Here is a 14,196-nt window from a genome sequence, read left to right on the forward strand (position 1 = left end):
CATCCTGATAAATTATCCTTTAACAGCTCCAGCAACCATGCCGTCTACAATATATTTCTGTCCAAACAGATATACAAACACAACCGGCAGGCTGGAAATTAAAATATGGGCACAAACCAGATTCCACTGGGAAGAAAATTTTCCCAAAAAGCCGTAAACGCCTAAAACCAGTGTCCATTTATTAGAGTCTGTGATTAAGTAAAGCGGAAACTGAAAATCATTCCAGATGAACATAAACTGAGTAACGCATACCGTAGTCACTACCGGCTTTAACAGCGGTATGATAACAGAGAAAAACAACCTTAACGGTCCACATCCGTCAGTCACTGCTGCTTCATCCATCTCTTTCGGCAGGGCTTTCGCCGCCCCATAGGAAAGCATAATGGTCATTGGTAGAAATATGGCTGTATAAACCAGGATCAGACCCAAATAATTGTTATATAGATGATATATTTTTAGTACCTCTATCAAAGAAATTAGCTGCATAGGAATAATCAGACCCAGAAGAAAATACTTTCGCACTGCCCTGTTCAGCCTGCTTTGGTTTCTAGCCAGAACAAACGCTGCCATAACACCCAGGACTGCAGATAATCCTACGCTTAATACCGTAATGATAACACTATTTAAAAAAGATGAGAATACCCTACCCTCACTCAGTACCATGGTAAAATTTTCAAATATGAGGCTTTCGGGCAGAGTCAGCCTCATTATATCGGACTCGGCAGCTGTTTTTACAGAATTTATTACCACAAGAAGCAGTGGAAATATAATGGACAGGCTGCAAATCCACAATAAAGCGGTTAGAATCATCCTGTTAATCTTCATACGTCTCATTACTGATCAACCTCCATTCTTCCCAGTCCATAATTAACCACAGCAAATACAATAACTACAAACACGGTCAGACACATATTTGCGGCACTTCCTGTTCCCATCGCACCATTCCCCAGATATTTATAAACTGTGGTACTTAAAACCTCAGTGGACAGCCCCGGTCCGCCTTTTGTTAACGCAATGACAATATCAAAAACCTTTAACCCTCCGATAATACTCAGGGATATAACCGTATTTAAGGTTGGCATCATAAGCGGCGCCGTAATAGACTTAAATTTCTGCCAGCCGCCTGCCCCGTCAATTGTAGCTGCTTCGTAATATTCACTGGAGATTCCCTGCAGACCGGCCAGAAAAAGTACCATGCAATAGCCTGCTCCTCTCCAGATCTCTACAAATATAACCGCAGCCATTGCCGTAGAGGGTTGTCCCAGCCAGTCATTGGCTGCCAGCCCAGGGCTTAGCACCCCTAAGAACGTATTTAAGAGACCTGTTTTTGGCATTAATATGGAACGGAATACTACACCCACAATCAAACTGCTGAAAATAGCAGGCAGATAATAAATAGTCCTCAGTGCATTTTTAGTCGGTATTTTAGCATTCAGTGCCAGGGCTAATGCAAATCCGATGACTGCTTTGGCTGCAGTAGTAAAAATAGTGAATATAATGGTATTTCGAAATCCCATGCGGAACAAGCTGTCTCCCAGCAGATTTTTATAGTTGTCAAGTCCGCAAAAGGTTTTTGAAGATGAATAAATCGTCCAGTTTGTAAAAGAATATAAAAGCCCCAGAATACTGGGAATAATAAATATCATTGTATAGATCAGCAATGGAACAAACCAAAAATAATTCGGATACACTTTCTTGGCATTCATATGTAACCCCTTTCTGTCTGAAAGAAAACTGAGGGCAAAAGCAATGCGCCTCTTCCCCCAGCTTTCCGATTCTTAACCTTCATGCCCAGTCTGTCAGAATCCTGACAATCCAAGGGCTTTTGCTATCTGGGATCTCATCTGATCATACTCCTTTACTCCCTCTTGCGCAGTCTTGTTACCTATAAGCACCTCCTGAGCGAGTTTACAGAGTCCGTCAAAGTCCTGTCCCTGAACGAGTGAATTATGTCCAAAATGATAACTGTATTCACCACTGTTTAATTTCTCTATTAATTGTCTGGTAGGTGCCAGGCAGTCTACCTCTACATCTTTCCACGGAGTTGACGCTTCGCCCATGGCCCCGTAAAACGCATTCAGATTTTCCTGCTCTGCGGCAAAATTGAAGAAATCCTTTACGATATCTACGTGTTTCCCGGATTTGGGAATATACCACTGCGCTGTGGTACCTGCAAAGTAAGTGTCTGAGTCACCGATATAAAATGGGATCAGCTCCATATTTTCTGCAGAACCCGGATATTTCTCTTCCATGGTTACATCCCATGTTGTCAGTCCAATCGTAACACCGCATTTATTTTCTCCAAATGCCTGATATTCTCCATCCCAGGAATCTGCCATGGTATTGTCACCAAGATATCCGGCTTCATTCCATCTCCTTAAATCTTCAAACACCTCTATCATTCCTGGTATATCCTGATATTTGACCTCATTTTTATTTAATTTATCAATGAGCTGGGAATCTTTATCCAATGCTTTCTGAATACCTCCGCTGGTCATATTACCCACTACCCAGGGATCTTTTGAAGCCAGATACATTGGCTGTACCCCATTTTTCTTTAACGTTTCAAAACATTGTTCCAGCTCTTCTTTGGATGTTGGAATGTCCAGTCCATTATCGGCAAACACTTTTTTATTCACTGCAAAAGCAAAAAAGCCCTGCCCGCCGAGAGGAATTCCCCAGATTTTCCCATCTACCATAAAGGAATCCTTACTGATCAGCTGTTCTGTCCACGCTTCTCCTGTAAGGTCTGCCAGGCGTTCCTCAGGAAGCATATAAGTATGTTCTATTACAGATCCGGAGTTTAATATAATATCCGGAAGTTCCTCTGTAGCAAATTTAGTTTTTATTAACTCGGATGCCATATCATCCGGAAGCATCTGAACATCAAACTGTACCCCCGTCTTATCCGTGTATTTCTGGAACAATGCCTCTCTTCCCGGCGTATCCCAGCCCTGTGCCAGTACAACACTGAGCGTAACACCTTCATAATCCAGAGCCTCAGCTTCCTGACCGGAATTCTGAGATACTTCCTCTGTTCCATCCGGGGTTTTTGTTTCTCCTGATCCCTCCTGACCTTTATCGGATGCTTTAGTTGCTGCCTGCTCTGTTGTTTTTCCGGTTTCTTTCTCACTGCCTCCGCAGCCTGCAAGTGTACCGATGGTTAACGATACCCCTAATAAAAGAGCCATAAGCTTTCTGCTTTTCATACCTTTTCCTCCTATTATTCTTCCTTCTTCTGTTTGCTGTTCCGTTGATGTTTACCAGTATAGCGGATCTGCTGATATATTCCCATGCAGAATCTACAGATTATTCATGTACTTTTCATTCATATTGCAAACTACCGAATTATTAATTTGTAAAGAAAAATCTCCAGGTTCCGCTTCCTGCATATATCTTACAATTTTGCCCATAATCCTCTAACTTTACTTCGTTTACCAGACTTTTTCTGTTAATAAGATCCTTAGATAAAACAGGCAGATTAATTTCACCTGTGGTATTGGGCGGTAATGTAATAGACAACTCTATTTCTGTATTTATCCGTTTCCAGGATACTTCGATTTTTCCATAAGGATGCTCATGCCATACCTGCATCCACTCCATATCTTTCGGAAAATAAGGTTGGATTTTAATCCTGAAGATCTGAGTTTCCTCCCGCACAAGCCCGATTCCGCCAAGTCCCGTATAGAACCATTCATCCGCACTTCCCAGCATAAAGTGATTCTGGGATCCATGGGGATGCTGCGGATCCGGACCATCCCATTCTTCCGCCAGGGCTGTTGCCCCGCATTGAACCTGATACCCATACCCCGGGCGGTCTGTCACCCTCATCATATCATATACCACATCAGACCTCCCATATCTGGTTAATGCTGCCAGTACATAGGGATGTCCCACATCTCCGGCTGTGGTTCCATTCTGATTAGCACGTATATTTAATACCAGCTCTTCCAGGACTTTTTCTTCATAGTATTCCTCCGCAAATCCAGCCATTAATGCCATAGCCTGTGCAGTCTGGCTTCCCGTTGCATAATGGCCTGTCTGATTATCAAAAAACTGCAGATTAAACTCTTTTTTCACTTGTTTATATAAGTTTTCATAATACTTTTCCTGCTGCTGTTTACCCAGTATTTTAGAAATCTGTTCCATAATCCGCAGATCTATCCCATACATACAGGTAGCTGTCACCGGAACAGGTGTATTTTGAGTAAAGGGAGCCCGGACGCCCAAGTCACACCAGTCCCCAAGCCCATGATGCAGCACATCATGATGTGTCTTGCCAGTTAAATATGCGATATACCGGGCAGCGGTATCATAGCTCTCTTCTAATATGCGCTTTTCACCATATTTATGATACAGATACCAGGGTACCAGGATTGCCGCGCTTCCCCACTCCGGCGAATCCACATAGCCCTCATGATACCCAAATGTTATATATTCGGGGGCAATGTCAGGCACAAGCCCATTCTCATGCTGTGCATCCCGAATATCCCCCAGAATTTTGTTATATAAATTTTTCAGGTCATAATTAAACAGCAGTGCAGGGCCTATAAGATGTGATTCTTCCAGCCAGCCGAATTTTTCTCTGTGTGGACAGTCTGTCAGCACACTTTTCATATTACTCAGCATCGCTTGCCGAATAATATGATGGATTTGATTAAATAACTGGATTGAACACGAAAAATTACCGGTTTGTTTTACATCAGGGTAAATAAATTCTCCTTCAAGATCTAATAGACAAGCCCCATTACTCCCATCCTGTATTTTCATATCATTTATAGGCACAGCCCCTTTTACCAGTACATACCGAAACCCATAATAGGTAAAACGAGGTTCCCAAACCGCCTCCCGCTTATTTCCAAAGGTATATTTCCAATAATAATCTTTTCCTGTCACACTTTGGTCCGGTTCTCCATATTCATTTAGTATTTCCCCGGGGATCATTATAATCTCCTGTCCCGGATCACCCGAAGCCGTCATTCTGACAAAGCCTGAAAAATTTTGTCCGAAATCATAGAGATATCCTGAATCTGTTTTTTTTACATCCACAGCCTTTAGACGCTCCATCACCTTTAGCGGAGGATTTTTTTGAGCCGTTAATTTCCCTTGAGGCGCCGCCGAAACTTCTGCCGGGAAGCTTTTTATTTCCCCTCCGTTTTCCCCCTCTAATCCGGCATCGTAATCCTCTCCTCCATAAATACTGGAAAATGTAATTGGTCCAGGTCTTTGTATCCAGCTCTCATCACTGATTATCTGCTCTTTTCCACCATCCTGATACAAAATATCCATCTGAAGCAGAAACTTCATTCTGCCAAAAGAACGTTCAAAATACACATATCTGCCCTTTTGTCCAGCCGTCGTGTGGTACATGCCATCTCCCAGGCATATCTTAATTATATGGTCTGACTGGATTGACAATTCTTTTGTAACATTGTATGTATTGTAGAAGCAAGTCTGTCTATAATCCGTCCAACCGGGTTGAAGAACGGCATCTCCAAGCTTCTTACAATCAATACTCCACTCGTAATGACCTAAACCGCAAACATATACAATTGCACTTTTCACTGGCTTTTTGATACTTATCTTCTTATCATATACCGGATTCGAAACCACATCGCCGGATACTCCCAGCCATTTTGCTTTCCACTCTTCCTGCCGTAATATTCCCATCCGCCAAAATGACGGTTTACTATATGGTACCTCTGTTTCTCCCAGCCCCTTCCCGAAGCTTCGGACGCGAAAGCAATATTCCATACCTGATAGCAATTCTGTTCCCTGATAGGGAGCGCTCATTTGGCTGCCGCAGCAATTTCCGCTGTCCCAGATTAGAACCTGTTCCTCCTCTTTTCCATTTCCGCAAAAATATACTTCTATCTGATATGCTTCCTGAATCCAGTTTTTTTCTTTCGTAATTACTTTCCAGCTCAACATCGGCTTTGGAACATCCAGTCCTAATGGCGATGTTTGATTCTCAATACTCAATTGATATTCCAGCATGTTTCTTCCTCCTGTTTTTTCCTCCTGTTTTTCCTATTGTAAATGAATATTTATAGAAAGAGTATTCAGCATTTACATATAATACATGGAGTATTTACAGAAGTAATTCATAAAAACCCACCCTGCACAAAAACGGCCTGCAAATCAGTTCTCACTGATCTGCAAACCGTCTAAAGTCCACATCTGTTCTTCTATATCCACTCTTTTATTTTTTCAAATAAAACCTGTCACATTTCTCCACACTGCTATCCACACCTATATACACTTCAAATTCCCCTGCCTCACTCTCAAAGACCTTATTCTCCGAATAAAAACGAAGCATTTCTTCTCTGATCTCAAAAGTCACTGTTTTTTCTTCCCCAGGTTGTAAATGAACCTTTTGGAAACCTTTTAATTCTTTCACCGGTCTTACCACACTGGCTTTCACATCCCTGATATACAGCTGCAGTACCTGTGTTCCTGCTATATTTCCTGTATTCCTGATGCTGACTGAAGCCCTTACAGTATCCTCCGGCTGCATTTCCCTATGGTCCAGTTCTGTCTTAGAGACTTCAAAATCAGTATAGCTCAATCCATATCCAAATGGATAGAGGGGTGCATTTGGAATATCCAGATATTTTGAGCGAAACCTGTCTTTGTCTTTGCCCGGTACATGCGGCCTGCCTGTAGAATATTCATTATAGTGTACCGGTACCTGTCCAACGCTGTAAGGGAAGCTCATAGTCAGCTTGCCGGAGGGGTTGTATTCCCCGGTCAGTACATCCATAATGGCATGCCCGCCTTCCGTTCCCGGCATCCAGACTTCCAAAACAGCCTTAGCCTTTTGGGAAATCTCCCTGATATCCAATGGTCGTCCATTAAAGAGAACTACTACTACATTTGGCTGTACCTGGCAGATCTTCTGGAACAAATCCATCTGCACTTCCGGTATTACAATCTCTGCCCTGCTGCATGCCTCTCCCGATTGCAGCCGGTGTTCTCCCAGCGGCATGATTACAACGTCAGCCTCTTTTGCCGCCTTTATTGCGGTATTCAGCATTTCCGCCTGCTTCTGTTCTTCATCCTCCGGGTTTGCGGTATTGTTTGATTTCCCTTCCGCTTCATTGCCGGCCGCAAATCCTTCTAATTTCACCGTATCATCTAATACCGGGCAGCCCTGGCAATATGTTGTTCTGCTTTGATCCAACACCTCCATGGCTGCATCCTTAATAGAAACTGCATCTTCACTTTTCCCAATAAACGACCACGCTCCCAGTATTTCCCTGTTGTCTGTGTATGGACCTATAAATGCAATTTTTTGTTCTTTTTGTACCGGAAGCGCCCCCTCATTTTTCAGCAAAACAAACGACTTACGCGCGCATTCCCTTGCCAGCTCCCGGTGTTCTCTGCAGAGTATAATCTCCCGGCTTTTTTCCTCATCCGCATCCTTGTATGGGTTTTCAAAAAGCCCCAGCTTGTTTTTCAGTTCCAGAATACGCATGGCTGCTTCATCTATCAGCCGTTCCTCTACCTTACCATTTTCTATGAGTTCCTGCAGACGCTCGGAATATATACCGGTCATCATATCGATATCCACACCGGCTTCAATTGATCTCTTCGCAGCATCAAGGCGGTCTTCACAATAGCCGTGATAAATAATCTCTTCCATGGCAGCCCAATCAGAAATCAAGACACCGTCAAATCCCATTTCCTTGCGAAGAATATCACGCATCAGCCATTTATTACCCGTTGCCGGGACGCCGTCAATCGTATTAAAAGATGTCATCACCAGGGCACTTCCTGCCTCTATACCTGCCTGATAAGCCGGAAGATAAAATTCCCGCAGAGTATGTTCGGACAACTCCACCGTATTATAATCCCGCCCGGCATCCGGTGCACCATAACCTGCAAAATGTTTGATGCAGGCAGCTACCCGGTACGGCTCCTTTAAGTCACTGCCCTGAAATCCTTCCACCATTGCTTTTGAAAAACAACAGTTTAAATAGGTATCCTCTCCTGTGGATTCCATGACTCTTCCCCACCTGGCATCCCTTACAAGGTCCACCATTGGTGCAAAAGTTATGTGAAGCCCTGATACCGCAGCCTCTTTTGCTGCTGCCTTTGCACAGCTTTTGGACATTTCCGGTTCAAAAGCAGCTCCCTGTCCCAGAGGAATAGGGAATACGGTTTTATATCCATTGATAACGTCCAGCATAAACAGCAGCGGAATATGATGCGGCTGCTTCTCCATATATTCTTTTTGTACCTTCTTAACCACATCCGCTCCTGCAAGCCCTATTACAGAGCCTGCCTGCGCCACACTTTCTTCCGTAAAACCGTTTTCCCTCATGGGACCGGTGATTACGGTCTTTCCAAGGTAAAAATCTCCTGTCACCTGCAGCATCTGGTTAATCTTCTCTTCTAAAGACATGCTTTTCAATAATTGTTCTAATTCTGCCTGTTTCATTATGGTACCCATTTTATATTGCAGGCGCTCCTGCAACACTGCCATCGTATTGTGGCAACCTTTCTATTGTTATTCTATTATTGAATTACCTGAAGTTCTATTATTGTTTGGTCACAGTCATTGCTGTGTGCCATCATTCACTATAGTTTCTTCTATATTCCAGCGGTGAACATCCGGTATTCTCCCGAAACATCTTCGTAAAATATGAAAAGTTACTGTATCCTACGTGAATAGAAACAGTATTTATAGGAAGCTTACTCTGAGTCAAAAGCCTTTTTGCCACCTCCACGCGCTTCTGAATCAGATAATTGCTGATAGACAATCCTGTTTCCTTCTTAAAAATTCTGGAAATATAATCTGTATTAAGATACACCAGATCCGCCAGATCACTCCTTCGTATATCTTCCTGGTAATGCATATCGATATACCTTCGCAGCTCATCCACTACAGAGGTTGACTCCTGGATAAAACCAATATGATTTACTGCTTTTGCCACATAATGGCTGACAAATTCCTTTGCTCCCCATATGCCGTCTACCGCCATCAGATAAGCCTGTTCACTCTCCTTTGCACCGAAAAGCAGATGGGCGGTGACCTCCTGAGCCGCCAGATAAGAATAGATCAGCTGTACAACGTCCATACGGAACTTTTTCAGACTCTCCAGGGTAATCATCACATCCCGTTCCATTTGCTCCAGATACGCATACATACTGGAAATCAAATCTTCTGTTTTGTATTCTTCCAAAAGTGTTTTCCACATCTGCAAGTGGGGATTCTGATAAACAATCTCTTTTCGCTCATAATTTTCGACGCACATCACACAGTTCCAGACTGCCAGGTTTTCTTCCCTCATTTTCTTAAGACCTGTAAAACTGTCAGAGAGCTCTTTAAAGGAAGCCTGATTTCCTGCACCGAACCAGATATTTTTCTTCAGTTTTCCTTTTGCCCAGGACAGAAACATTTCCATAACTGCCGGCAGCCTGTCTGAGATCTCTCTTTTTTTACCACCGTTTCCACGCTTCTTTAATATGGCAGCATAGCGGTAACGCTGTTCAGGATATACGGTTTCAACTTCCAAATCCATTTCGTTTACAAGCTCACCCAAAACATTTCTGATAATAAACTCCAATATGCTTTCATCCCAATTTTCTGAAGTTCTGCCGCTGTCATAAATATGCAGATACAGCGGTATAAATATATCCTCCATTGTATAATCCAGATGTTCGAATACTGGAAGATCGAAAACCGTATACTTATTTTCCATGACATCTTTTAGAAAATTTTCATGCACAAGCCTTTTATTCCGATCCCACTTTTCACATCCGGTCCGGTACTCCTTGAATTTCTGCTGCATCTCACATTTTTCCACTGCCTTTACAAGCACATCCGACAGCTTTATAAAATCAATGGGTTTGAGCAGGTAATCAACGGATTCCAGTGCGATTGCTTTCTTTACAAACTCAAATTCCGCATAGCTGGTTAGAAAGATAACCTGTATCGGATATGCCTGTTCCCTCACCCAGTTTACAAAATCCAGTCCGGTACCCTGGGGCATAATAATATCACTGATGATGATCCGGATGGGAATCATCTCTACGATGGTCTGTGCCTGCTGCATACTGTTTGCCGTATAAATATTGGTAACGGGAAACCTGTCCCAACAAATATTTTTCTTAATGCTGTCAATCACATAATTTTCATCATCTACGATTAGAATGTTCATTGCATTACTCCATTATTTATTTCCCCATTCTCTCCAGCAGCGTCTTCCACCGGGATATGAATATCCACAATTGCCCCTCCAAGTGGACTATTTTCAAAATGAATCTCTCCCTGAGCCCCATAAAAATACCGAAACCGCTTCAGACAGTTTTCTATTCCAAATCCATGCCCATTGGCATTTGGTAACGGGAGCCCCTGATTTAATCTGTCCAGGACATCTTCCGGAAATCCCTTTCCGGTATCTGATATATATATGTTTACGAATTCTCCCTCTTCCCGTTCCTCCGGATATACCGTAACCGAAATCAGAATCTTCCGTTCCATGGTCAGTGCATGTTTTGCCGCATTCTCTACGAATACCTGAATCAGGAATGGGAAAATCTCCGCATTTATGACCTCATCGTTTTGCTCTATATAATATTCAAATCCACCCTGGTAACGAAGCAGTAGAATGTCCAGGTAATTTCTGCAATGATTCAGCTCTGCTTCAATTTTTACTTTTTCCAGATTATTTTTGAAAACATACTGCAGATAATCTGCGGTAATGGCTGACATCTTTCTCGCGCTTTGATATTCTTTAAAATCAATCATACTGTAAATAAAATTAAGGCAGTTTAAATAAAAGTGTGGTCTGATCTGCAGCTTCAGAAAATCCATTTCTATTTTTTGCTTTTCCAGTTCCTGCTCGTACAGGGTGATTTTTAACTTCCGGATCTGATGCATCATTTTGCGGAACTGTCCGTCCATCTGCTCCAGCTCCAGCAGATTGCTGTCCGTTATATTATAAGTATAGTCCCCTGCATCATACTGAAGCAGATTATCGGTAAATTTCTGAATGGGGCTGAGCACGTACTTTCTCAGATAAAATACCATTCCATACCCTGCTGACAGAAGCACCAGCACCAGAACCAGCAGTGCAGCCAGTACCACCGACAGAATACCAATGATCTTTTCCCCGGATATATGCAGCTCTAAGAAAAACGGCGCACGTTTCATTTCTTTTACAATTATCGTCCACTCTTTTTTCCCGGCACCATATGCTCCGGCTGCCAATTCCCCGGTATTTTTATTTTCATTGTCTTCCTTCTTCCTGCTGTTGTCTTCAATTCCCTTATCCGTAATTCTTCCTATTACCTGTCCATCATGGCTGACCATCTGCACATAGCCGTCACCGCCGGAGGTAATCTTCTGAAAGGGCTCCAGTATATCTTTTACATTTACATAGCATCCCAGGTAAATACCCTTTATCTGAGCCGCTTTATAAACATAGTTGCCTTCTTTAAGGAACAGACTGTCCCATTTTTGCTTAATAGAATAAGTTGTATTTTTCTTAGACTGGATTTTCTCAATCAGACAGCGCTTAATCTTGTCGCTAAGCAGATCCGTATCCGCATCCAGATCCAGATTGATAAATTTGCCGGTCTCCTCCAGGTATAAGAAAAAGTGATACTCTTCCCCGTATTCCCAGGAAAACTGCAGAAAATCCTCCCGGATCTTCCCGATGGCATAATTGATCTGAATATCATTCTGGCTGTCTTCACAGATTAGCTCAACATTTTTCCGGAATACAGATTCCTCTGAATTATCTTCCATGATATTTATCAGGATTCTTCGGCTGATGCGGAAAAAGCGGTTATCCAGTTCATCCATATAAAGTTCTGACATCTCATTCATATTCCTAATTGCCTGCTTACGGATATTCTCAAGGATAACGCCGCCCAGAAAAATATAGAGTATCAAAACCGGAATTATTATCTTCACAATTCCTTTCATCTGCTGTGCAATATTTTTCTGCTGCCCATCCTTCTTTTTAATCATCACCACTCCTTACTGCTGTAGTACTAGCCCTTAACGGCCCCCAGCGTTATTCCTTCTGAAAAATATTTCTGTAAAAACGGATAGATCAGAAACAACGGCAGCATCGCTATAAATGCTATCGCCATTCGAATTGAAATGGTAGGCATCTTCGCCACTTCAGCCCCTATATTACCCGCCACCTTACCACTGGCAAGATATTGAATGTCCGTAATCATCTGATTTAACAGATTTTGTATTCCATATAGCTTCTGACCACTATTTCCTGATAAATAGTATAAACCATTCGTCCAGTCATTCCAATAGGCAAGTCCGGAAAACAGCCCCATAGTTACAAGAATCGGCTTCCCAAGAGGAATCACTATTTTCCCAAAAATCTGAAAATGGGTGGCACCATCGATCTTCGCAGCTTCGTATAGTGCATCCGGGATACTTCCTGTAAAGTAAGTACGGATTAACAGAATATTATTAGCACTCAGCAGCAGGTTTGGAACCAGCAATGCAAAAAGTGTGTTTTTAATTTGAAAATAATTAACATACATCAGATAAGATGGTACTAAGCCCCCATTAAACAGCATTGTGAAAAACACAAAAAATGTAATTGCCCGCCTGTGGGGCAGCGTTTTCACCGATAGCGGATAAGCCATAAGGGCAGACATTGAGATATTTACCACCGTCCCCAGAAGAGTTACGATAATCGTAATTCCATAAGCCCTTAAAATTTTGTCGCCCTGCTGAATAATATACTGATACGCATATAGGCTGAGTTGTTTTGGAAAAAACGAATACCCCTCCCGTATCAGTGTATTTTCATCTGTAATAGATGAGATAAAAACCAGCAAAAACGGTAAAATAATAGAAAGCGTTACAATTATGAGCAGTAGATTAATAATGAACTGATAACGTTTGTTCTTTTTCGAATGATACATTTTTATACCCCCTGCATATTGCAGACCTGACTGCAATACTGCCACTTTTAAATCCTCTTAGAAGAATCTTTGGGTGGCTTCTTTTCTGTTTACTGAGTTTCTTACTAAAATAGTGCTTTTTCTTTATCTGCCCGTCTGACCACCCAGTTACTGACCATAACTACCGCAAATCCTACAAGAGACTGATAAACGCCTGCCGCCGAAGACATGCTGATATTTCCCTGTTCAATTAAAGCACGGTATACATATGTATCAATTACATTTGTGGTAGGAAGAAGGACACCGGAGTTCATGGGAACCTGGTAGAATAACCCGAAATCCGAATAGAAGATTCTCCCAATACTTAAAAGAAGCAGCGTAATTATCGTAGGAACCATACATGGAAGGGTAATTTTCTTAATCTCCTGCCATTTCGTTGCCCCATCCAGCCTGGCTGCCTCATAAAATGTGGGATCTATGCCAATCAAAGTCGCAATATAGATTAAGCATCCATACCCAACCCCTTTCCAGCAGTTTGCGATTACTAATATAAAGGGCCAGTATTCCGGTCTCTGATACCATTGTACCGGATCAATATGAAGTGCCTTTAATATGGAGTTATTTACCATTCCATTTTCTGCGCTCAGCATGGCATAAACAATGTAGCTAAGAATTACCATAGACATTAAAAACGGAAGCAGGATCGCACTCTGGTATAATTTTTTCATTTTTTTACTGCGTACCTGGGTAATCAAAATGGCAATTGCAATTCCAATCACCATGTTTACTAAAATAAAGGCAAGATTGTATAACATTGTATTTCTGGTTATTATCCATGCCTGATCGGAGGAAAATAAGAACTTAAAATTATCTAATCCACAAAATGGACTGGCTAAAATCCCTTTCGAAAAATTAACCTTCTTAAATGCAATTATCATTCCTGCCATAGGAATATAATTATTTATAATTAAATAAAGTACTCCCGGCAAAATCATAAGATACAGCGGGAAATGTTTTTTATAAACCAGCAACTTTGATTTTTTATTCACATTCATTCTCCTCGTATAATAAGTTTGTAAGCAAGAAAAACACAGCTTACAGACTTATTCTTTTTTATGGTATAGAGGTAAGGACATCTCTGAGGATTCCCCTCATCCTATTCCCATCTATACAGTCAATAGTTACTTTTTCATATGGTTAATCCTGTGGTATGATATCAGCAGAGTCTGATGTCCGAAGGCACTGCTTCGTCTCCTTTCAGCCGGCTTTGTCCGTGACTGCTTCAAAAGCATGCAGCCTGGCACACAT

9 protein-coding genes are annotated in these 14,196 nt (G+C 42.0%); all 9 read right to left on the reverse strand.

What is annotated here, in order from left to right; genetic code table 11:
* Nucleotides 1–12: 12 nt before the first annotated feature.
* Nucleotides 13–834 carry a carbohydrate ABC transporter permease gene (locus QR40_RS19355; RefSeq protein ID WP_044296426.1) on the reverse strand — a complete coding sequence of 274 codons (822 nt, stop codon included), beginning with the start codon at nt 832–834 and terminating at the stop codon, nt 13–15.
* On the reverse strand, nt 834–1,706 hold the full coding sequence (locus QR40_RS19360; protein ID WP_044296427.1) for a carbohydrate ABC transporter permease: 873 nt from the start codon (nt 1,704–1,706) through the stop codon (nt 834–836). Before QR40_RS19360 ends, QR40_RS19355 begins: the two co-directional genes overlap by 1 nt.
* A 93-nt stretch (nt 1,707–1,799) precedes the next feature.
* Nucleotides 1,800–3,209, reverse strand: a complete 1,410-nt coding sequence (locus tag QR40_RS19365; protein WP_027295239.1) for an ABC transporter substrate-binding protein — start codon at nt 3,207–3,209, stop codon at nt 1,800–1,802.
* Between the two features lie 142 nt (nt 3,210–3,351).
* On the reverse strand, nt 3,352–5,997 hold the full coding sequence (locus tag QR40_RS19370) for an alpha-L-rhamnosidase (protein WP_044296428.1): 2,646 nt from the start codon (nt 5,995–5,997) through the stop codon (nt 3,352–3,354).
* A 205-nt stretch (nt 5,998–6,202) separates the two neighbouring features.
* Nucleotides 6,203–8,455: a beta-glucosidase BglX gene (gene bglX, locus QR40_RS19375; protein WP_330373813.1), complete on the reverse strand. Its 2,253-nt coding sequence runs from the start codon at nt 8,453–8,455 to the stop codon at nt 6,203–6,205.
* Between the two features lie 121 nt (nt 8,456–8,576).
* The gene (locus QR40_RS19380; protein ID WP_044296429.1) at nt 8,577–10,166 is read right to left on the reverse strand and encodes a response regulator transcription factor; all 1,590 of its coding nucleotides are present in this window, start codon (nt 10,164–10,166) and stop codon (nt 8,577–8,579) included.
* Entirely contained in the window at nt 10,163–11,983 is a 1,821-nt protein-coding gene (locus tag QR40_RS19385) for a sensor histidine kinase (RefSeq protein WP_044296430.1), read from the reverse strand. Before QR40_RS19385 ends, QR40_RS19380 begins: the two co-directional genes overlap by 4 nt.
* 23 nt (nt 11,984–12,006) lie before the next feature.
* Nucleotides 12,007–12,909: a carbohydrate ABC transporter permease gene (locus tag QR40_RS19390; protein WP_027295243.1), complete on the reverse strand. Its 903-nt coding sequence runs from the start codon at nt 12,907–12,909 to the stop codon at nt 12,007–12,009.
* Between the two features lie 104 nt (nt 12,910–13,013).
* Nucleotides 13,014–13,943 carry an ABC transporter permease gene (locus QR40_RS19395; protein WP_044289553.1) on the reverse strand — a complete coding sequence of 310 codons (930 nt, stop codon included), beginning with the start codon at nt 13,941–13,943 and terminating at the stop codon, nt 13,014–13,016.
* Nucleotides 13,944–14,196: the final 253 nt, after the last annotated feature.

Origin of the sequence: Robinsoniella peoriensis, assembly GCF_000797495.1 — a bacterium.
Classification (GTDB): domain Bacteria; phylum Bacillota; class Clostridia; order Lachnospirales; family Lachnospiraceae; genus Robinsoniella; species Robinsoniella peoriensis.

What these genes read in the sequence shown, in the direction of transcription:
- QR40_RS19355 (WP_044296426.1), bottom strand. Translation starts at nt 834, where the DNA reads ATGAGACGTATGAAGATTAACAGGATGATTCTAACCGCTTTATTGTGG.
- QR40_RS19360 (WP_044296427.1), bottom strand. Translation starts at nt 1,706, where the DNA reads ATGAATGCCAAGAAAGTGTATCCGAATTATTTTTGGTTTGTTCCATTG.
- QR40_RS19365 (WP_027295239.1), bottom strand. Translation starts at nt 3,209, where the DNA reads ATGAAAAGCAGAAAGCTTATGGCTCTTTTATTAGGGGTATCGTTAACC.
- QR40_RS19370 (WP_044296428.1), bottom strand. Translation starts at nt 5,997, where the DNA reads ATGCTGGAATATCAATTGAGTATTGAGAATCAAACATCGCCATTAGGA.
- bglX (WP_330373813.1), bottom strand. Translation starts at nt 8,455, where the DNA reads ATGGGTACCATAATGAAACAGGCAGAATTAGAACAATTATTGAAAAGC.
- QR40_RS19380 (WP_044296429.1), bottom strand. Translation starts at nt 10,166, where the DNA reads ATGAACATTCTAATCGTAGATGATGAAAATTATGTGATTGACAGCATT.
- QR40_RS19385 (WP_044296430.1), bottom strand. Translation starts at nt 11,983, where the DNA reads ATGATTAAAAAGAAGGATGGGCAGCAGAAAAATATTGCACAGCAGATG.
- QR40_RS19390 (WP_027295243.1), bottom strand. Translation starts at nt 12,909, where the DNA reads ATGTATCATTCGAAAAAGAACAAACGTTATCAGTTCATTATTAATCTA.
- QR40_RS19395 (WP_044289553.1), bottom strand. Translation starts at nt 13,943, where the DNA reads ATGAATGTGAATAAAAAATCAAAGTTGCTGGTTTATAAAAAACATTTC.